Annotated in this window: 22 protein-coding genes; 15 read left to right on the plus strand and 7 right to left on the minus strand. The window is 60.9% G+C overall.

Going from position 1 to position 19,337, the window contains the following annotated elements; genetic code table 11:
- The first annotated feature begins 6 nt into the window (after positions 1-6).
- The 3 genes from tatA to tatC are packed head-to-tail and all read left to right on the plus strand — an operon-like array spanning position 7 to position 1,694.
- On the plus strand, positions 7-273 hold the full coding sequence (gene tatA, locus MWN76_RS12565) for a Sec-independent protein translocase subunit TatA (RefSeq protein WP_250461773.1): 267 nt from the start codon (positions 7-9) through the stop codon (positions 271-273).
- Between the two features lie 42 nt (positions 274-315).
- Positions 316-936: a Sec-independent protein translocase protein TatB gene (tatB, locus tag MWN76_RS12570; protein WP_250461774.1), complete on the plus strand. Its 621-nt coding sequence runs from the start codon at positions 316-318 to the stop codon at positions 934-936.
- Positions 933-1,694 (plus strand): twin-arginine translocase subunit TatC, encoded by a 762-nt coding sequence (gene tatC / locus MWN76_RS12575; RefSeq protein ID WP_250461775.1) that lies wholly within the window; start codon positions 933-935, stop codon positions 1,692-1,694. Before tatB ends, tatC begins: the two co-directional genes overlap by 4 nt.
- Before the next feature lie 101 nt (positions 1,695-1,795).
- Here tatC and MWN76_RS12580 read toward each other — a convergent pair whose 3' ends face one another.
- Together MWN76_RS12580 and MWN76_RS12585 are read right to left on the minus strand one after the other, a co-directional pair.
- Positions 1,796-2,173, minus strand: a complete 378-nt coding sequence (locus tag MWN76_RS12580; protein WP_250461776.1) for an MliC family protein — start codon at positions 2,171-2,173, stop codon at positions 1,796-1,798.
- A gap of 115 nt (positions 2,174-2,288) precedes the next feature.
- A complete protein-coding gene (locus tag MWN76_RS12585; RefSeq protein ID WP_250461777.1) occupies positions 2,289-2,546 on the minus strand; it encodes a hypothetical protein in 258 nt (85 codons plus the stop codon).
- Positions 2,547-2,593: 47 nt separating this feature from the next.
- On the opposite strand from MWN76_RS12585, the gene MWN76_RS12590 reads away from it, so the two are divergent.
- A complete protein-coding gene (locus MWN76_RS12590; RefSeq protein ID WP_250461778.1) occupies positions 2,594-3,748 on the plus strand; it encodes an aminopeptidase in 1,155 nt (384 codons plus the stop codon).
- A gap of 195 nt (positions 3,749-3,943) precedes the next feature.
- Here the strand turns inward: MWN76_RS12590 and dtd are convergent, their stop codons facing one another.
- On the minus strand, positions 3,944-4,381 hold the full coding sequence (gene dtd / locus MWN76_RS12595; protein ID WP_250461779.1) for a D-aminoacyl-tRNA deacylase: 438 nt from the start codon (positions 4,379-4,381) through the stop codon (positions 3,944-3,946).
- 84 nt (positions 4,382-4,465) lie between these two features.
- Here dtd and MWN76_RS12600 point away from each other — a divergent pair, with 84 nt between their 5' ends.
- The 11 genes from MWN76_RS12600 (at position 4,466) to MWN76_RS12650 (ending at position 15,101) form a co-directional block, all read left to right on the plus strand.
- Positions 4,466-5,470: an SDR family oxidoreductase gene (locus MWN76_RS12600; RefSeq protein ID WP_250461780.1), complete on the plus strand. Its 1,005-nt coding sequence runs from the start codon at positions 4,466-4,468 to the stop codon at positions 5,468-5,470.
- A gap of 106 nt (positions 5,471-5,576) precedes the next feature.
- Entirely contained in the window at positions 5,577-6,170 is a 594-nt protein-coding gene (locus MWN76_RS12605) for a DNA-3-methyladenine glycosylase I (RefSeq protein WP_250461781.1), read from the plus strand.
- 68 nt (positions 6,171-6,238) lie between these two features.
- On the plus strand, positions 6,239-7,081 hold the full coding sequence (locus MWN76_RS12610) for a mechanosensitive ion channel family protein (protein ID WP_250461782.1): 843 nt from the start codon (positions 6,239-6,241) through the stop codon (positions 7,079-7,081).
- Between the two features lie 133 nt (positions 7,082-7,214).
- A complete protein-coding gene (locus MWN76_RS12615) occupies positions 7,215-9,107 on the plus strand; it encodes a DUF885 domain-containing protein (RefSeq protein ID WP_250461783.1) in 1,893 nt (630 codons plus the stop codon).
- A gap of 130 nt (positions 9,108-9,237) precedes the next feature.
- Positions 9,238-9,633: an acyl-CoA thioesterase gene (locus MWN76_RS12620; protein ID WP_250461784.1), complete on the plus strand. Its 396-nt coding sequence runs from the start codon at positions 9,238-9,240 to the stop codon at positions 9,631-9,633.
- Between the two features lie 102 nt (positions 9,634-9,735).
- Positions 9,736-10,887 (plus strand): PQQ-dependent sugar dehydrogenase, encoded by a 1,152-nt coding sequence (locus MWN76_RS12625; RefSeq protein WP_250461785.1) that lies wholly within the window; start codon positions 9,736-9,738, stop codon positions 10,885-10,887.
- A 15-nt stretch (positions 10,888-10,902) separates the two neighbouring features.
- Positions 10,903-11,664, plus strand: a complete 762-nt coding sequence (locus MWN76_RS12630) for a hypothetical protein (RefSeq protein WP_250461786.1) — start codon at positions 10,903-10,905, stop codon at positions 11,662-11,664.
- A gap of 6 nt (positions 11,665-11,670) precedes the next feature.
- Positions 11,671-12,177, plus strand: a complete 507-nt coding sequence (locus MWN76_RS12635; protein ID WP_250461787.1) for a GNAT family N-acetyltransferase — start codon at positions 11,671-11,673, stop codon at positions 12,175-12,177.
- A 44-nt stretch (positions 12,178-12,221) separates the two neighbouring features.
- Positions 12,222-12,977, plus strand: a complete 756-nt coding sequence (locus MWN76_RS12640; RefSeq protein ID WP_250461788.1) for an NUDIX domain-containing protein — start codon at positions 12,222-12,224, stop codon at positions 12,975-12,977.
- Positions 12,978-13,230: 253 nt separating this feature from the next.
- Positions 13,231-14,115, plus strand: a complete 885-nt coding sequence (locus MWN76_RS12645) for a phytanoyl-CoA dioxygenase family protein (protein ID WP_250461789.1) — start codon at positions 13,231-13,233, stop codon at positions 14,113-14,115.
- Positions 14,116-14,339: 224 nt separating this feature from the next.
- Positions 14,340-15,101 (plus strand): VIT1/CCC1 transporter family protein, encoded by a 762-nt coding sequence (locus MWN76_RS12650; RefSeq protein ID WP_250461790.1) that lies wholly within the window; start codon positions 14,340-14,342, stop codon positions 15,099-15,101.
- A 24-nt stretch (positions 15,102-15,125) separates the two neighbouring features.
- Here MWN76_RS12650 and MWN76_RS12655 read toward each other — a convergent pair whose 3' ends face one another.
- The 4 genes from MWN76_RS12655 to MWN76_RS12670 form a co-directional block, all read right to left on the minus strand.
- The gene (locus MWN76_RS12655; RefSeq protein WP_250461791.1) at positions 15,126-16,496 is read right to left on the minus strand and encodes a Dol-P-Glc:Glc(2)Man(9)GlcNAc(2)-PP-Dol alpha-1,2-glucosyltransferase; all 1,371 of its coding nucleotides are present in this window, start codon (positions 16,494-16,496) and stop codon (positions 15,126-15,128) included.
- An 85-nt stretch (positions 16,497-16,581) separates the two neighbouring features.
- Positions 16,582-17,565, minus strand: coding sequence for a glycosyltransferase family 2 protein (locus MWN76_RS12660; RefSeq protein WP_250461792.1), 984 nt, complete (start codon positions 17,563-17,565; stop codon positions 16,582-16,584).
- Positions 17,562-17,948, minus strand: a complete 387-nt coding sequence (locus MWN76_RS12665) for a GtrA family protein (RefSeq protein ID WP_250461793.1) — start codon at positions 17,946-17,948, stop codon at positions 17,562-17,564. The genes MWN76_RS12660 and MWN76_RS12665 overlap by 4 nt, the downstream gene beginning before the upstream one ends.
- Positions 17,941-19,317 carry a glycosyltransferase family 39 protein gene (locus MWN76_RS12670; protein ID WP_250461794.1) on the minus strand — a complete coding sequence of 459 codons (1,377 nt, stop codon included), beginning with the start codon at positions 19,315-19,317 and terminating at the stop codon, positions 17,941-17,943. Before MWN76_RS12670 ends, MWN76_RS12665 begins: the two co-directional genes overlap by 8 nt.
- Positions 19,318-19,337 lie beyond the last annotated feature (20 nt).

The following is a 19,337-nucleotide window of genomic DNA, read 5'->3' on the forward strand; positions in this document are numbered from 1 at the left end:
AAAACCATGGGATTCGGTGGAATTAGTATCTGGCAGTTGCTGATTGTCCTGGTCATCGTATTGCTGCTGTTCGGCACCAAGCGCCTGAAGAACCTGGGTGGCGACCTGGGCGGTGCCATCAAGGGCTTCAAGAAAGCGATCAAGGACGAGGACAAAAACAAGGACGAAGAAGAGGAAGAGAAAAAGGAACCGGAGGGCCTGCAACACGACGAGCCGGAGAAACCGGAGCAGGATTCGGTCAAAGACAAGGACAAGCAGTCCCAGGACAAGTAACGTCCCGGATCACCAAGCCCAGGACAATCAAGAGTTACGCCTGTGTTCGATATCGGTTTCTTTGAGCTTCTGTTGGTCGGCATCGTGGGCCTGCTGGTAGTGGGCCCCGAGCGGTTGCCCGACGCCGTACGCACCACCGCGCGCTGGTGGTCCGGTATCAAGCGCACACTGCACAATGCGCGCGAGGAACTGGAGCGGGAAGTGGGTGCCGACGATATCCGCCGCGAGCTGCACAACGAGCGCATCATGCGCGAGCTGGAGGAGAGCCGTCGCGAGATGGAGCAGGCCTTCAGCGACCCGGATTCGCAACCGGCGAATCGCGGCCGCGGGGAAAAAGCCGCGGTGGAAGCGGAGCCACACGACGCCCGGCACCCGTCCGCCGATGCGGACGACTACCTGCCGGAACAGGATGAAAACTCCGAGGACCTGGTGGATCCTGAGTACCCGGAACACTGGCACGACCACGGCGACCCGACACTGGAAGAGAGCCACCCCGAGTACGCCAGGCACGCAACCGCGGAGGGAGGGCCCTCGATTGGAGAGCCTTCAGCCGATAGTGAGCCCTCGGCCGATAACGAGCCCTCAGCGGATAAAGCATCCTCAGCCGCGGAAACATCCGCGTCCGATAGAGAGCCATCGCAGGAAAACAGTAAACAGCAATGAGCGATAACGCCGACGAGCACCAGGCGGCAGACAGCCAGCAGCCGTTTATCGATCACCTGATCGAACTGCGCGACCGCCTGCTCAGGACCCTGCTGGTGGTGGTGGCCATTTTTGCCTGCATGGTGCCCTTTGCCGCCGACATCTACGATTTCGTTGCCGAGCCTTTGCAGGCGCGGCTGGTGGAAGGCGCCGGCATGATCGCCACCGAGGTGGCCTCCACTTTCCTGACACCCTTCAAGACCACCTTCGTGTTGGCCTTTTTCATCGCCATCCCGTTTGTGCTCTACCAGGCCTGGGCGTTTATCGCCCCCGGCCTGTACAAGAACGAAAAGCGCCTGATGGCGCCGATCCTGTTCAGCAGCGTGGTGCTGTTCTACGCCGGTATGGCGTTTGCGTACTACGTGGTGTTCCCGATCCTGTTCGACTTTTTCGTCAGCGCCGCGCACGCGGATATCAAGGTAATGCCGGATATCCGCAGCTACCTGGACCTGGTCTTGAAGCTGTTTTTCGCCTTTGGCTTTGCGTTCGAGATTCCCATCGCCACGGTGTTGCTGATCTGGAGCGGCGTGGTGGATGCCAAGACCCTGGCCAGCAAGCGCCCCTATGTGATCGTCGGCTGCTTCCTGATCGGCATGCTGCTGACACCGCCGGACGTGATCTCGCAATCACTGCTGGCGGTGCCCATGTGGCTGTTGTTCGAGGTGGGGATTTTCTTCGGCCGCTGGATCAAGACGGAGCCGAGGGAAGAGAACGCCTGATTCGCTTACGGGCAAAGGACTGTGCGGGGCTTGGTGTCCTGGCATGCCGTTCGCGCCGCGGCTGGAAACCACGGCAGGTAGCTCTCGGGCAGTGCCGGCAATCAACTCCGGGTCTGGCCGGAATCTCCGCTGATGCAGTCGCGCAGCAGCACCTCCTCTTCGGTCTCGCCGATTTCCTGTTTCATCAACATGCCGCTCTTGCCCTTGGAGTGCCAGCGATAGCCGGGCTGCCCCTTGTCGGCCACGTAGAGGGCGCCCGACGCGGCCGGTTCCTGGTGCATGGGCACCAGTGTGCCCCTGTAGCTCAGGGTGGCCATCGACGGCCCGCTGTCGGGGTTGGCGTATTTGACTTCCAGCCGCTCGCCGTTTTCACACCGGTAGCTGCGTGTCTCGAAAGCGATATCCGGTCCGTCGGTCTTGTAACCGCAGGCGGTCAGGAGTCCGGCACAGAGAAAACCGGTCAGGGCGGCGCGATACATAGAGCTGGTCCTCGATAAACCCGATCCAACTGATAGCAGCTCTTTGAGTACCCCAGCGCCGGAAAATTCCGGCTGGCGGAAAAATCAACAGAATGCCGGGGCCGGCCCCGTCACTTCACAGAACAGCGGCTATGCTGGCAGACACAAGCGCCGCGAGCACCAGCAGGAACAGCTCCGGCTCGGCCCGCCTCTGCGGCAGCAGCAACAGCAGTGCCACGGGCGGCAGGAAGAAGGCGATCAATCCCAGTGGCGTATCCCGGCGGAAGCAGATCCCCAGCAGGCGCAGCCAGGCGATGGCGGCGAACAGCAGGGCGAATACAGTGAGAACGGCGGCGACAGGCGAAATGCCGGTACCCGTGGCTGCCTGCTCCATCTGGTGAACCTCCAGTAACGATCGGTAAACAATTGAAGGACAATAAATTGTATATCAGTAACCGCCGGGTCATTGTGGTGGCTGGCATTCGCCTGGTGGCGCTGGTTCTGGTGCTGTCGCTGTTGCCGGGCTGTGAAACCGCGAGTTACTACACCCAGGCGGTCAGCGGCCAGCTGCGTATCCTCGCCGCGCGCGAACCGATCGAACGGGTAGCGGCGGCGCCGGAAACCGGCGGGAAACTGCAGGGGCGGTTGCTGCTGGTGCAGTCGATCCGCGCCTACGCCGCCGGCGAGCTGCAGCTGCCGGTGGGCGAGGCCTACGGCAGCTACGTGCAGCTGGAGGGCAAGTACCCGATCTGGAATGTACTGGCGGCGCCGGAGTTCTCGCTGCAGCCCAAGCGCTGGTGCTACCCGATGATCGGCTGTGCCAGCTACCGCGGCTATTTCAGCAAGGCCGATGCCCAGGCCAAGGGCGAGGAGTTGCTGGGCGAAGGCTTCGATGTCTACCTGGGGCCAGTACCCGCCTACAGCACCCTGGGCTGGTTCGACGACCCGATACTGTCGAGCTTTGTCGGCTGGTCGCCGGAGCGGCTCGCCGGCCTGCTGTTCCACGAGCTGGCCCACCGCCGCGTCTATATCTCCGGCGATACCCGCTTCAACGAGAGCTTCGCCACCGCCGTCTCACAGATCGCGCTGCCGGACTGGCGCCGACGCTATGGCTACGACGGTGCCGCCGCGGACCGCAGCGCCCAGGCGCTGGCGGTCAATCACCTGATGCTGGCGACGCGCGAGCGCCTCGAGGGAATCTACGAATCGTCGCTGCCGGACAGCGCCAAACGCGTGCGCAAGGCCGATACCCTGGCGCGGCTGCGCGCCTGCTACCGGAAGCTGTCGGCGGACTGGCCCGACCCGGAGCGCTATCGCCACTATATCGACAAGACCAACAACGCTACCCTGGCGCTGGTGGCCGAATACCAGTCGCAGGTGCCGGCGTTCAAGCAGCTTTACCTGGACAGTGGCGAAAACTGGCCGGCATTCTACGATGCCGCCGAACGGCTCGGCGAGCTGGATAAGGAACAGCGCAAGGCCCGGCTGAAGCAACTGTCGGCGCGCTACGAGTCGTCCGCGGACCCTGTTGCCAGCAAGAAAGTCGCCGCGCCGTCGTTCGACAGCGAAGCCTGCATGTCGGCGGGGGCTGCCTGAACACCGCGCCCCGGATTCCGGCGCTGCGCGCCTGCATCCGGGCTACAAATCACAATCCGGCACACTGACCCGTGGCCCGCGTGCTCCCCGGGTTTCCGACCCTGCGCGCCCGCATCCGGACTACAGACCACGATCCGGCCCACTGACCCGTAGCCCGGATGGAGCGCAGCGGAATCCGGGAACTCCCCCCAATAGCTATGTCTCGAGCAGAAAAGTCACCGGCCCATCGTTTAACAGCGAAACCTGCATATCGGCCGCAAAGACGCCACTGGCCACCGGCGCATACTGATCGCGCGCCCGCCCGACGAAATAATCGTACAGCTCCTCGGCTTTCTGCGGCGTGGCGCCGCGGCTGAAACTGGGTCGCAGGCCGCGTGCCGTCTCCGCTACCAGCGTGAACTGGCTCACCACCAGCAGCCCGCCGCCGGCCTGCTGCACATTCAGGTTCATGCGCCCCCGCTCGTCGCCGAAGATGCGGTAGTGCAGCACCTTGTGCAGCAGCTTGTCGGCGCTCTCGCGGTCGTCGCCGTCCTCGACCCCGAGCAGCAGCAGGAGCCCGCTGTCGATCGACCCCACCGACTCGCCGTTCACGTCCACCCGCGCGTGACTCACCCGCTGGATCAACCCCTTCATCTCAAACCCCTGTAGAACTGCCAAAGGAAATGCCATAGATTAGCCGAGAGGCAACACTGGAAAAACCGATAAAAAGCAATTCCAATGCACGCATTCATTACTGGCGGTACCGGCTTCCTCGGAGCCAACCTGATCGAACAATTGATCGCCGACGGCTGGCGCGTGACCGCCATGCACAGGCCCGGCTCAAATGTCGCCCGCCTGCGGGCACTGGGCACGGAGCCGGTGCAGGCGTCGCTGGACGATATCGAGTCCCTGCGCCGGGCGCTGCCGGAACAGGTGGAGGCCGTCTTCCATGTGGCCGCCAATACCAGCATGTGGCGCGGCGGCAATGCGCGGCAGTGGCGCGACAATGTGGAGGGCTCGGCCAATATCGCGCAGGTGGCGCGGGAAAAGAATGCCGGGCGGATGATCGTCACCAGTTCGATTTCCGCCTACGGCTACCGGCACCAGCGCATCGACGAGTCCAGCCCGCAACTGGCGGACGACCCCCGCTACGGTTACCTGTACACCAAGAAGCGGGCTGAGCTGGCGGTGCGCAGGGAGATCGACAGGGGACTGGACGCGGTCTTCCTGAATCCCTGTGCGGTCGTCGGCAAATACGATACCAGCAGTTGGGCGCAGACATTTTTCCTGATAGAAAAAGACCAGCTGCCCGGCGTGCCGCCCGGCCAGGGCTCTTTCTGCCACGTCGGTGCGGTGGCGCGGGCCCATATCAATGCCTGGCACCGCGGCCGCTGCGGCGAAAACTATATCCTCGCGGGTATCGAAGCCAGCTTCCTGGAATTTTTCGGCCGCATCGCGGCGCTGCTGGGCAAACCGGTGCCGGCGCGCACCACACCGGCCTTTGTCATTCACACGATCGGCCTGCTGTCTGACGTCTGGTCGCGTATCAGCGGTCGCGAACCCAGGGTAACGCCGCAGAAGGCCGCGCTGATTACCCGCCGGCTCTGTGCCAGCAGCGCCAAGGCCGAGCGCGAACTCGACTATCGCAGCGATGTGGACCTGGATACCATGCTGCGCGAGTGCCACGGCTGGCTGTTGCAACAGGGCCTGCTCGCAAACGGCAATACCGAGGTAAATGCATGAACCGCAGCAATATTATTTTCATCTTGATGGCGACGCTGTTGATCCTGCAATTGATCCAGCACTATTTCTTCACCGGCGCCTGATCGAGATAACCCGTAGGATATTCGTGAAAGAAAAACGCTGCAGCTGGTGCCTGTCCACCCCGCTCTACCGCCGGTACCACGACGAAGAGTGGGGCCGGCCGGTTACTGACGATGCCACCCTGTTCGAATTCCTGCTGCTCGAGGGCGCGCAGGCGGGTCTCTCGTGGATCACGGTACTGAACAAACGCGAACACTACCGCAAGGTGTTCAACGGTTTCGACGCGGAGAAAATCGCCCGCTATACCCCCCGCAGAGTCGAAAAACTGCTGGAGGATCCTGGCATTATCCGCAACCGGTTGAAGGTCGAGTCGGCGGTGAAAAATGCCCGCGCCTACCTCGCGCTGCGCGACGGCGGCACCAGCCTGGCGGAGTTTCTCTGGCAATTCACCGATGGCCGCGTACGGGACAACCGCCGCCGCAGCCTCAAATCGGTGCCGGCCATCACACCGGAGTCGGATGCGATCAGCAAGGCGCTGAAGAAGGCCGGCTTCAACTTCGTCGGCTCGACTATTGTGTACGCCTTCATGCAGGCCACCGGCATGGTCAACGATCACCTGGTCACCTGCCCGGCGTATCGGCACTGTATCGATTCAGCCAAACGCAAAAATTTGCTGTAATCCCTGTACCTGCCGCCGCATTGCCCTATGCTGCGGAAATAACCAATTTTAGAGGAGGTGTACGCCGGATGGATTACAACGCATTGATCGAGGAGTACTGGCCGCTGCTGACCGCCGGCCTGCTGAAGCTTGGGGCCGCGATCCTGGTCCTGATCGCCACCGCCCTGGCCGCCAGGCTGGCCCGCCGCGGCGTGCGCCGCCTGTCCAACAAACTGGACGAGACGCTGATCCCGGTACTGAGCAATATCGCCGTCTGGGCCGTCTACGCCGTCGGCCTGCTGATTATCCTGGACATGTTCGGGGTCAACACCACCAGCCTGATCGCGCTGCTCGGCGCCGCCGGCCTGGCGATCGGCCTGGCCCTGAAGGATACGCTGCAGAATATCGCCGCCGGCTTTATCCTGCTGGGGCTGCGGCCCTTCCGCGTCGGTGAGGCCATCCAGTTCGGCGATACCATGGGTATCGTGCGTCAGGTAGGCCTGTTCACCACCGAACTGGACACCTTCGACGGCCTGCGCGTGTCCGCGCCCAACAGCGCCATCTGGGGCCAGACGCTGACCAACTTCAGCCGCAACGCCACCCGCCGCATCGAGATTGTCGCCAGCATTGCCTACGGCGACGATATCGAGACGGGCATGGGCGTGCTGCGCCGGCTGGTGGCCGAGGACGAGCGCATCCTCACCGACCCGGAGCCGGCCTACGCCGTGCGCGCGCTGGCGGACAGCTCGGTCAACCTGCATCTGCGTGTCTGGACCGCGAATGTGGAGTACTGGGATGTCTACTGGGACCTGATGAAGAAGCTCAAGCCGGCCCTGGAGGCCGAGGGCCTGACCATCCCCTTCCCGCAGCGCGAGTTGCATATCATCAACCAGATGGCCGAGCAGCGCCGCGAGCAGGCGCTGCAGGAATAGGTGACCTGATCCCGCAATCCTGTCGGCTCGGCGCAAGTGCGCCGGGTCAAACTTCCTTCCAATCGACTATTGTGCCAAATCGTGCCAAAGTAATCGGCGATTTTTCGTATAAAAATTGACCGAGGCACAATAAATGCGAATCCGACCGCAACACGCACTGATTCCCAGCCTGCTGTCCCTGGCGATCCTGAGCGGATGCCAGACCGATGTCAGCAAGCTCAGCGTCAACGCCCTGCAGGGCCAGAATGCCAGCGCCACCGAAGGTGAACAGGCCACTACCCGGCAGACCGAAACCCAGCGCCTGAACCAATGGTTCGACGCGCGCTTCGAAGAGGCGCTGAAGTTCAGCCCTATGCGCCTCAGCCAGCTGGGCCGCAAGGACCTCTACGACCAGATCGACGATATGAGCGAGGCCGCGGAGGCCCGCCAGCTGGCCTGGCGCAAGCAGACCGTCGAGGAGCTGAAGAAGAACTTCGACTACGACAAGCTGACCACCGCCGGCAAGGAATCCTACGACCTGTGGGTCTTCCAGTACGAACAGGAGAAGGCCGACCAGCCGTTCCTGCGTCACAACTACTTCAGCGGTGAGCTGGGCGGGCCGGAATCGCAGCTGCCCACCTTCCTGATCAATTTCCACAAAGTGGATACGCTCGAGGACATGCAGGCGTATATCGCCCGGATCGGCGGTGTCAGCCGAGCGATGAACCAGATCCTCGAGCGCGCCAAACTGTCGGCCAAAGAGGGCGTCCGCCCGCCCCGCTTCGCCTACGACCTGGCCGTGGAACGGGCGCAGAAAGTCATCAGTGGCCAGCCCTTCGGCGGTGAAGAACCCTCCCCGCTGCTGGCCGATGCCGACGGCAAAATCGATGCGCTGCTGAAAGACGGCAAGATCCACAAGGATACTGCCGACAAGCTCAAGGCGCAGGTGCGCGAGAGCCTGAAAGGCGAGTTCAAGCCGTCCTACGACGCCTACATCGCCTGGATCAAGGCCGACCGCAGCCACTCCGACGAGAAGCCCCGCGGTGTCGGCAGCCTGCCGGATGGCCAGGACTTCTACAACAACCGCCTGGCCCACTACACCACCACCGACCTGACCGCCGACCAAGTGCACCAGATTGGCCTGGATGAAGTGAAGCGCATTCGCAAGGAAATGCTGGCGATCAAGGACCAGGTGGGCTTCGACGGCAGCCTGGAGGAGTTCTTCAAGTTCGTACGCGACGATGAGCAGTTCTACTACCCCAACACCGACGAAGGCCGCGAGGGCTACCTGAGCGACACCCGCGCCTTCCTCGACCAGATCCGCGGCAAGCTGCCGGACTATTTCGGCATCCTGCCCAAGGCGGAACTGGTGGTGAAGCGGGTGGAACCCTTCCGCGAAGTGGACGGCGGCGCCCAGCACTATTTCCCGGGCACCCCGGACGGCAAGCGCCCCGGTGTCTACTACGTGCACATGTCTGATATGAGCGCCTACTCGAAAAACGACATGGAAACCACGGCTTACCACGAGGGCCTGCCGGGCCACCATATGCAGATCTCGATCGCACAGGAGCTCGAGGGTATTCCCCAGTTCCGCACCCAGGCCTTCTTCAATGCCTATATCGAGGGCTGGGCGCTGTACGCGGAAAACCTGTCCAAGGAGATGGGCCAGTTCAAGGATCCCTACAAGGATTTCGGCCGCCTGACCGCCGAGATGTGGCGCGCCATCCGCCTGGTGGTGGACACCGGCCTGCACGCCAAGGGCTGGAGCCAGCAGCAGGCGGAGGAGTTCTTCCTGGAGAATTCCGCCGTACCGGAGAGCGCCGTGCGCTCCGAAGTACGCCGCTACCTGACCCTGCCGGGCCAGGCCACCTCCTACAAGATCGGCATGCTGAAGATCCTCGAACTGCGCGAACGGGCCAAGCAGCAGCTCGGCGACAAGTTCGATATCCGCGGCTTCCACGACACGGTACTCGGCGGCGGCGCCCTGCCCCTGCCGATGCTGGAGGCGCGTGTGAACCGCTGGATCGAGGAGACCGGGAAAGCCTGATCCCTCCCCACGCCGCCGCCGGGTCCCCGGCGGCGGGCTCCCTGCCTTCCCGTCAGGCAATCCCTGCGTTACTCGCGCTATCCCGGTATCATTGCCGGCAATGTTCTGACCAGACGGGGAAACAGCACCGATGTTTAAATACAGCGTGGAACCGCGCTTCTGCGAAACCGACGCCCTCGGGCATATCAATAACACCGTGATACCGCAGTGGTTCGAACAGGGCCGCCTGCCGATTTTCCACCTCTTCAACCCCGATCTGTCACTGGCGAAATGGAACCTGATCCTGAAAAAAATGGAAGTGGATTTCGTCGCGCAGATATTTCTCTTCTCGCCGGTGGAGATCCGCACCGCCATTACCTCGATCGGCAATACATCCCTCACCATTCACCAGGAGGTATGGCAGAAAGACGAGCTGGTTGCCCGCGGCGAGTGCGTGATGGTGCACTTCGACTACGAGAAGCAGGCCAAGGCGTCGATACCGGCGGATGTGCGCGAGCAACTGCAGCAACACCTGCTGCCGGGCTGAGAAACCGGTGTGGGGGACGCCGTGCGCACCGCTTGCCACACCTGACAGGAATCGACCTGGCCAATAAAATGACCGCATCGAAATCTCCAAGGGGAAAGAGTAATGACTGAGTTTGCCCAATCCTGTCGCCGCTGGTTCGCGGCCCTGCTACTAGGCACCGCCGCGGTTTCCGCGGGCGCCGCGGAAGTGGTGGAAGGCAATATCGACAGCCGCGAGCACGATTTCCGTATCGTGAAACTGGCCTCCGGCCTGCATCACCCCTGGGCGGTGGCGGAGTTGCCGGACGGCCGCTTCCTGGTCACCGAGCGCCGCGGGCGCCTGGCGCTGGTCGACGACGGGGAGATCCGCTACCTGGACGGCCTGCCGGATATCTCTGTCGTCGGCCAGGGCGGCCTGCTGGACCTGGTATTGCACCCGCGGTACGGCGACGGCGAGCACGACTGGATCTATATCACCTATGCCAAGGCCGGTGACGGCGGCGATGCCACGGCCCTGGGCCGGGCGAAGCTGAAAGGCGGTGCGCTGGTGGATTTCCAGGAATTGTTCGTGCAGGACCGCTTCTCCCAGCCCGGCCGCCACTACGGCTCGCGCCTGGCCTGGCGCGCGGACGGCACCCTGATGATGACCGTCGGCGAGCGCGGCGTGGAACGCATGCGCGCCCAGGATACCGGTGACCACGCCGGCAGTGTGCTGCGCCTGACCGATACCGGCGCGGCGGCTCCGGGCAATCCGCTCGCCGGCGACGACCAGTCGCTGGGCGAGATCTACAGCTACGGCAACCGCAATATCCAGGGCCTGGCCGTGGATGCCGACGACCGCGTCTGGGCCAGCGAACACGCCGCCCGCGGCGGCGATGAGCTGAACCTGATCCAGGCCGGCGTCAACTACGGTTGGCCGCTGGCGACCCACAGCAGGGAGTACAGCAGCGAGGACGCGATCGGCACCGAGGAGAAGTCCGGTATGCGCGACGCCGTTTTTTACTATCCCGGCCGCTTCGCCCCGTCGGGCCTGGCAGTGGTAGACAGCGAACGGTTTCCCGGCTGGCGGGGCAACCTGCTGGCCGGTGGCCTCGGCAGTGAGAAGCTGCTGCGCCTGGTGATCCGCGACGGCGAGGTAGTGGACAGCGAGACACTGCTCGAGGGCCAGCTCGGCCGCATTCGCGATGTGCGCCAGGCGGACGACGGCGGCATCTATCTGCTCAACGACACCAGCGACGCCGGCCTCTACCGGCTGGAGCCTGTGGCCGGGGAATAAACGGGAGGGAGAATCATGTCCAGGCTGAAACTGCTTTCCTGGTTTTGCGCACTGCTGCTGTGTTCCGGCGCAGTGCTGGCCGAACCCACGGATATCGTCGTGCGCGCCAAGGCCAAGGATGCCAAGTTCATCGGCAGCTCCATCGGCGGCGCGCAGGTGCGCATCCGCGAGGCGGACAGCGGGCGCATCCTCGCCGAGGGCCTGACCCGCGGCAGCACCGGCAACACCGAGCTGATCATGAAGACGCCCCACAGCCGCCACGGTTCCATCGCCGACGGAGCGGCCTCCTACAAGGCTACACTGGATATCGACGAGCCGGTTTTCCTGACGGTGGAAGTGCTGGCGCCCTATATCAAGAAACAGGCGCGCGTGCTGGCGCAGGTCCAGACCTGGCTGGTGCCGGGCAAGCCAATCGACGGCGACGGCCTGATCGTGGAGATTCCCGGCTTCGTGGTCGACGTGCTGAGCCCGCAGACCCACCGCTACGCGACGCTCGACGAGAGCCCGTTCGAGATCCGCGCCAATGTGGTGATGATGTGTGGCTGCCCGCTGACCGACGGCGGCCTCTGGGACGGCAGCGATATCGAGGTGGCAGCGTTGGTGAAAAAAGACGGGGAGACTTTCGACACCATCCCGCTACAGATGCAGGAACAGGCCAACACCTTCACGGCGCCCCTGGCAGTGCAATCGCCGGGTGTCTACGAACTGCTGGTCTACGCCCACGACCCGAAAACCGGCAATACCGGTGTCGACCAGGTCAGTTTTATCGTCAGGTAAATGGCAATGCAGGCAGCGGAACCGTCGATGGATATTCGCGAGGCGCAGGAAAGCGATCTGGAAGCCATGTGGAGTATTCATACCGCGGTGGCCGACAGTGACCTGCCGCTGCCGTTCAGTGGCGATCTCGACCAGGAGCGCTTCTGCGCCCTCTGGTCCGCGCCGGGACAGATTGTCGCGGTGGCCGAGGAGGGCCCGCACCTGCTCGGCATGTACCGCCTGGCGATGGAGCCGGATGACGGCGACAGCCATATCGCCACCGCCTGCTACCTGGTGCGCCCGGATGTCCGCGGCCGCGGCGTCGGCCGTGCGCTGGTGCAACACAGTATCGCCCGCGCCCAGGATGCCGATTTCGCGGAGATCCGGCTCGACTATGTGCCCGCTAACGATACATCGGCCCTGACCCTGTTCGAGGAGCTGGGTTTTGAAATTATCGAGACCCTGCCGGGGGCCTTCCACCATCCACAACTGGGGCAGCTGGCGGCCTATGTGCTGCAACGTTTTCTGCAGTAACATCCATTCATGGCCCCGCCCCGATTCAGTTTCCGGACCAGATAATGCGCATACTTCCCGCCAGTGAAAACAGATTCCAGGGGATTCACATTCATCCGCAGACGCTGCCGGCCGGCGCCGCGGATTTCAGCGCGCGGCTGTCGCTATCGCTCGACCACTGGCGCGAGCAGGGGATGCGGGCGGTCTGGCTGGAGCTGCCGGCGGAGCTGGCCCACCTGATACCACTGGCGCTGCAGCAGGAATTCGAATACCACCACTGCCGGGGAGACCGCGTGACAATGACCCGGCGCCTGGTGACCGATACACCGCTGCCGCCATTCGCCACCCATACGATTGGTGTCGGCGGCCTGGTCATTTCCGCCGAGGGGGAAATTCTCACCATCGTCGAGCGCAGCGACCTGGAGACGCGCCCGGATAACTTCAAGTTTCCCGGCGGTATGCTCGAGCCGGGGGAACATATCGAAAGCGGGGTGGTCCGCGAAGTGTGGGAGGAGACCGGTGTGGAGACGGCGTTCGAGGGGCTGCTAAGCTTCCGCCACCACCACGACGGCCAGTTCGGCACCTCGAATATCTACGCAGTGTGCAAGCTGCGCCCCGTGAGCCGGGCTATCGCCATCGACGAAGTGGAGATCGGGCTTGCCCGGTGGATGCCACTGCAGGAATTCATGGAGCGGCCCGGTGTCGGTCTCTACAACAAGCATATTATCTCCCGCGCGCTGCAGAATGATTTTATGCAGCCGCACAGGATCGAGGGCTACCGCGCAAACGCGGACGACTACGAGATCTACACCTGCTCCTGAAGTGCACCGCTTGACTCTGCGCCGGCAACGCGTTGCAATACCGCTCCGGTAAGCTGGCGCCTGCCGTTTACATCCCCGACTGCGGTTGTTGTCTCGGCCACACGTCTTCCCGGCGACCCGTTCGCCGTCCAAACCGGGCCCGATATTCCGGCCCACTAGCCCTGGCAAACTACAATCGCACCCGGTCGCTCGTGCCCTGATTGCAACGATCTGTCAGGGAGTTCCAGAAGTTTACAGAGGAGGAAGCACGTTTATGACTGATGATCTGTACCCTTCCCGCGTCGGCGGTGGGGAGCAAATCATCCCCAGGTTGGACCCGATGGTATACGGCGGCTCGCCGTCACAGGAATCGCCGCTGAATCGGGGCCAGCTCGATCACTATGAAAAAAACGGCTACCTGGTATTCCCGGACTTCCTGCCGGAGCTGGTGCAGCCGCTACGTACAGAAATCGGGCGAATGCGCAGCGAACTGGCGGGTCGCGAAGAGCTGGTTCGCGAGCCGGAAAATGACGAGTTGCGCACCATCTTCAATCCCTGCCGTTTCAGCCCGCAGATAGATGCCCTGTTCCGCCACCCGAAAGTACTGCCGATGGTACGCCAGCTGCTGGGCTCCGAGGTCTATATGATGCAGTCGCGGGTCAACAACAAGCCGGCTTTCCGCGGCCGCTCCTTTGCCTGGCACTCGGACTTCGAGACCTGGCATGTGGAGGACGGGATGCCGCGCATGCGCGCGCTGACGGCCTGGCTGATGCTGAATGAAAATACGCACTACAACGGTCCGCTGTATGTCATTCCCGGCTCCCACCAGCTCTACGTCTCCTGCTGCGGCAGGACCGGCGAGGACAACTACAAATCCTCCCTGCGCCAGCAGACCCTGGGGGTGCCACAACCGGAAACCATGAGTGAAATATTGCGCGAGCGGGAAATCCACGCCATTACCGGTACCCCGGGCACCCTGGTGATCCACGAGTGCAACCTGCTGCACGGCTCGCCGGACAATATTTCCGGCGACCCGCGGCAGGTGGTGATGTGTGTCTACAACAGTGTGGAAAACAGGCCGCAGGCCCCCTTCGGCGCCGAGCGACAGCGCCCGCAATTTCTCAGCAGCCGCGACTTTACCCCCGCCGCTGTCGCGTGACCGGCGTGCGAGCAGTTTCCCGGATTGCACATCCAGGCGATACCGTAAAAGCAGCGCGTAGCCCGGATGCAGGCGCGCAGCGCCGTAATCCGGGGCTGTAGATTTTGAGGCCCAGGTGTTCTCGCTACACCGTAAAAGTGGAAGCACTCGCGAATACAGATACCCGGACGTGAACTCAGCAAATTACGGCTAAACTGCGGGAAACCTCGCGCAAGAAAATCGTCATGAAGAAAACGGAGCAGGAGGCACTTCACGCCGAGCACCGCCCGGAAAATATCGCCCGGCGCCTGCAGAGATCACCGCAATCAACGCGCGTATCCGACCTGGTATTGGGTGGTATAGACGGCTGTATCACCACCTTCGCGATCGTCTCCGGTGCTTTCGGTGCCGGCTTCTCAGCAGCGGTGGTACTGGTGCTGGGTTTCGCCAACCTGCTCGCGGACGGTTTCAGTATGGCGGTAAGCAATTTCGAGGCGGTGGCGGCACAACGGGAACACCTGGAGGCGGCGCGGCGTACCGAAGAGCGCCATATCCACCTGGTTCCCGAGGGCGAACGCGAGGAGGTGCGACAGATCTTTGCCGCCAAGGGGTTCAGTGGCGATACGCTGGAGAAAATCGTCGCCACCATCACTGCCAATCGCGCGCTGTGGATCGAGACGATGCTCTCCGAGGAGTACGGCCTCAGCCGCACCCGCCACCGGCCCGCCGCATCGGCACTGGCAACCTTCGCCGCGTTTGTCGCCGTAGGTGCAGTGCCGCTGTTGCCGTTCCTGTTCCCACAACTGTCGATGCCGCTTCGCTTTGCCGCCAGTGCACTGCTTGCGGCACTGATGTTTTTTGTTATCGGTATGCTGAAAAGCCTGGTCTACGGTCAGCCGACACTGCGTTCGGGGTTCAAAACGCTACTGTTCGGCGGCACTGCGGCAGCGCTGGCTTTCCTGACCGGTTACCTGCTACCCAGGCTTTTCGGTATCGGAGTCACTTGAGGGTTTGAGCTCGTTGTGCGTTTTTCACAGGAAAAATTGATACTTTGCGATGCCTTCAAAAATATAGACGGTAACCGGTACGTACAGCGTGGCCTGGAGATATTCCAGTTTTTGGCTGATCGGCTTTCGGAACAGCATGAACAGTACTATAGGAACAATAAAATAACGCTGCTCGATCAAGCCTATTGGCAGCAGGGAAAGCGCCATGAAAGGGTATATCCAGTAGTGACTGCCTCGCTTGAGCGGCGTTACCATCAGGCTGAGTAGTGCGATGAGCGCAGGAATAAAGGCGAGCAATTTGGTGAGAAAACTGGTTCTTATAAATTCAAGAAGGTTATTCCTCAGGAAGAAATCCATATGAGGTGAGTTGTAGCCGTGGCTAGCGTCGAAAGTCAATATGTAAAGCGCGAAAAGCAGAACACTGAAAAGTGGCAATAGGGGTTCATTTTTCAAACGGCTGAGAATTTTTCTGAAATTGGTGATATGAAGTGGAAGGAATAAAAAGAAAATGACAAAGAGCAGCAGGAAAATCTGAGTCGGGTAGAGGCCGAGTTTGTGGTTGCCAGCATCACCTATTGCCACTCCGCCGTTGAGATAGATAAATGCGGAGAACAGAGCGCAAAATACAGCGAATAGCCAGCTTCTACGCAAGAAATATGAAATTTTTCGCAGAAAACCTGGGAAGTTTACAAAAAGTAAATTGAAAAATCCCATGTTGGTCAGGGACATCGCCCATATCATCACGAGCCAGATAATATTTGTCTGGCGGAACAGCAGGGATGCACCCATGACGAGTGCAGCAAGCTGATAGTTGCGCCGCGTCACTAACCATAACGAAGTCATTGTCATGGCAAGTGATGGGATGTCAGTATAAAGCAGGAAAAAGAACGGGAAAATAATTGGGCACAATAGCAGTTGAAGGCTTAATGGATAACTGCTATTTCCGTGATAATGCCTGCTTGTCAGGAAGAAAAACAGCAGCGCCGGTATGGAGAGCAAGAAACAGGCGTAACGAACCTCGGCAATTTCCGTAAATGAAAAGAGCCCCGACAGGCCATACACTGTGCGATGAAAACCCGGGAACATGGTCAGTGAGCTGACGGTGTCGAAGCGACCGGAGAAATATTGCAGGAGCTGGTGCCAATGAAAACCTTCATCGGACAGCGCGCCTGCAGGCAGGGTAGAGAAGGCTGCAATGGCGCTTAGCAGAACGACTGAGAGTAATACTGCCGGGTCCCGCCAGTTCTGAATATCGATCCCGGACCAATGTTTTTTTAGCGAATTAATGAAATCCGGGACGACGTTTCGCCATTGTATGTTTTTTCGGTCAGACCGAACAAGCGGGGCTGGATAGGTTTCGGTTACTCCCTCTTCGAGCAGTGTATTGTTATTCATCGCGGTATCTTGGCGGGTTGGGGTTGGATTATTGAAGTTGTCAGTATCTTGGTTAATTTATTACTGCCGCACCGCTTGTATCTTACTAACCGGCAGTGGAAATTGACTCTCTTTTTTCCTGTCGTTGTTCTACAGGTTTTTTGGGTTGATAGTTGACAGAATTCCTGACGAGATATCTGGGCCGGGCTTTGGTTTCCATATAGATTCTCCCGATATACTCGCCGATCACACCGATACCAATTAGCTGTACGCCACCCAGGAAAAGGATGGCGGTAATCAGTGACGGGTAGCCGGGCACAGGATTTCCCCAGAGCAGTTTATCGATCACCATCCACAACGCATAAGCGAGTGACATAAAGGCGATAAACAGGCCGATATAGCTCCATATTCTCAGCGGGACGGTGCTGAACGAAGTGATGCCTTCCAGCGCGAGATTCCAGAGCTTCCAGCCGTTGAATTTTGTGGTTCCGGCCGCCCGTTCCGCGCGCGTGTACTCGACGATTTCAGTCTTGTAGCCGACCCAGCTGAGGATGCCCTTCATGAACAGCTTGCGTTCCGGCAATTGCCTGATGGCGTCGACCACCTGCCGTGACATCAGCCTGAAATCGCCGACATTCGATTCAATTTTTGTCTCTGAAACAAGATTGTTGATCCTGTAGAAAAAGTCGGCGCTGCGCCGTTTAAGGTAACCGTCGCTGCTGCGGTCTGTGCGTTTTGCCAGAACTACGTCTGCACCATCCAGCCATTTTTCCACCAGTTGCGGTATGACCTCTATCGGATCCTGCAGGTCCACGTCCATGGGAATAATGGCATCGCCGGAGGCGTGGTCGATACCTGCAAAAAGCGCGGCCTCCTTGCCGAAATTCCTGGAGAGGCTGAGAAGCACGACCAGTGGATCCCTGTCGGCAATCGATGCCGCAATCGGTAGCGTACTGTCGGTACTGCCGTCATCGACGAGAACGATTTCTACCGTGTGTTCCGACAGGCTGGCCGCATTTCTCACCGAGCTGTAGAAAAGCTGGATGGAATCCTCTTCGTTGTAGACGGGGACGACCAAGGAAAGCTTCATTTGTCACTCCGGTAGATCCAGTACTGGTGCAGGGTGAAATTGCTCAACAGGGTAATACCGGTGGCGATACACTGCGCCGGTAAGTAATGGAGGAAGACCACGAACAGCGCAAAGGAACCGGTATTGACCGCAAGGCCTACCAGTGCCACCAGTACAAATTTGGGCAGGGTTTGCCGGTGACTCGCCTGGCTGGCAAAGGTGAAGTGATAATTGAGCCAGTAATTGACTCCGGCGGAGAGGGAGAACGACGCCGATGAAGCCAGTACTTTATTGAACGACAGCAACTCCACGAACGATGCCAGCAGGAAAAACTGCATCAACGTTGCCGCCGCACCCACGGCAGCGAAGCGCACAAACCGTTGCTGCAGCAGCCACTCAATCATCGTCCCGGCTTCCGTTGTACTCGGTCCGCCGCCGGCTGCCGACAAAAGTGCCCAACAGCAGTACTGCCTGTGCCAACAACAAGCCTTCGCCCGGTTTGCGATAGCGGCCCTCATTGACGGCAATTGGCAGCAGTCCCTGCACCAGGATCCAGGTGGTCAGCAGTACCGGTAACAACCATTTGCCGCGCAGCCGCCGCCAGTAAACGGCGGTCGCGCCGATCAGCAGCAGGGTCAAGGGCGCCCACAGCCAGCGCATCTGGATATTCACCCTGTGCAGGGGATACGCCCGGTTATTGTCGGGCCAGGAGGCGCCGAAGAAGAGGTAGACCAGGTTTTCCCTGGTAATCCACAGATATTTGGAGAAAGACATCGGGTTTTCCTCCATGGCTTTGCGCCAGTCCTCGCCGCCGCGATCCAGGTCGATGTCCACCTTCACGCTGCCGTGCCGCGCGGTGGTCCAGTCGGACAGCGGCTCCAGTGGGTGCTCGCCGGTGGCGGGGGAGGCGAACCAGTAGCCCCACTTGGCGCCCTCGCGCTCGTAATTGATATTGATTTTCTGCTTGCCCGAACGGGTGTAGAGAGATACGAGCTTGCCGTTGCCGTAGGGGGCAAAGATGTGCAGCTGCTGGTAGCTGCGCACCGTGAGAGGCCCCAGCAACAGAGCCAGCAGTACAGCGGAATAGCCGGCCTTGCGCAGTTTGTCGCCCTGCTCCAGCCACAGCCAGCAGCAGGTAACGGCGGCCAGGGGGATGGCGATACCGCGTGTCAATCCGGCCAATGCCCACAGAAATGCCATCAGCAGGAAACTGCGCAATGTCTGTTTGCGCCGACAGCGCCAGCTGGCATAGAGGGCGGCGCCGAGTAGTGGCAGTAGCAGTGTCTCCTGCATGAAATAGGAATAGATGGCGACCCAGGACGGCAGCAGCGCCAGCGCCGCCCAGCCGGCCAGGGCCACGGCTTTGCTCGGCTGCAATTCGCGCAGGAAGCGGTACCAGATCCAGGGTGTGAAAAGCGATAGCAATGCGGTGTAGAAAGCCACCAGCAGGGGGTCCTTGAAAGTGAGCTTGCCCAATACGCCGATATAGATCTGGTAGAGCACCGGGTCGGTCAGCGCCATGGGGTCGTTGCGCAGGGGCTCTGTGCCCTGTTCCCAGTGTCGCTGCGGATCGCTCCAGATATGGTCCACGGGATTGAATTGCAGTATCTGGTCAATACGCAGCCAGGCGCCGAGAAAAACCAGCAGGTAGAGTCCGGCGTAGAGACATGTACGCCGGCTGAGCCGCAGTTCGAAGCGCGGCAGGCGCCCGGCAAGAAACGACAGAGAGCGGCCCTGTGCCGTGGCGGAGGATTGCGGAAGCGGATTGTGCATTGGGCATTGCCCCGTTTCTT

The organism is Microbulbifer litoralis (assembly GCF_023634065.1).
GTDB classification, from domain to species: Bacteria; Pseudomonadota; Gammaproteobacteria; order Pseudomonadales; family Cellvibrionaceae; genus Microbulbifer; species Microbulbifer litoralis.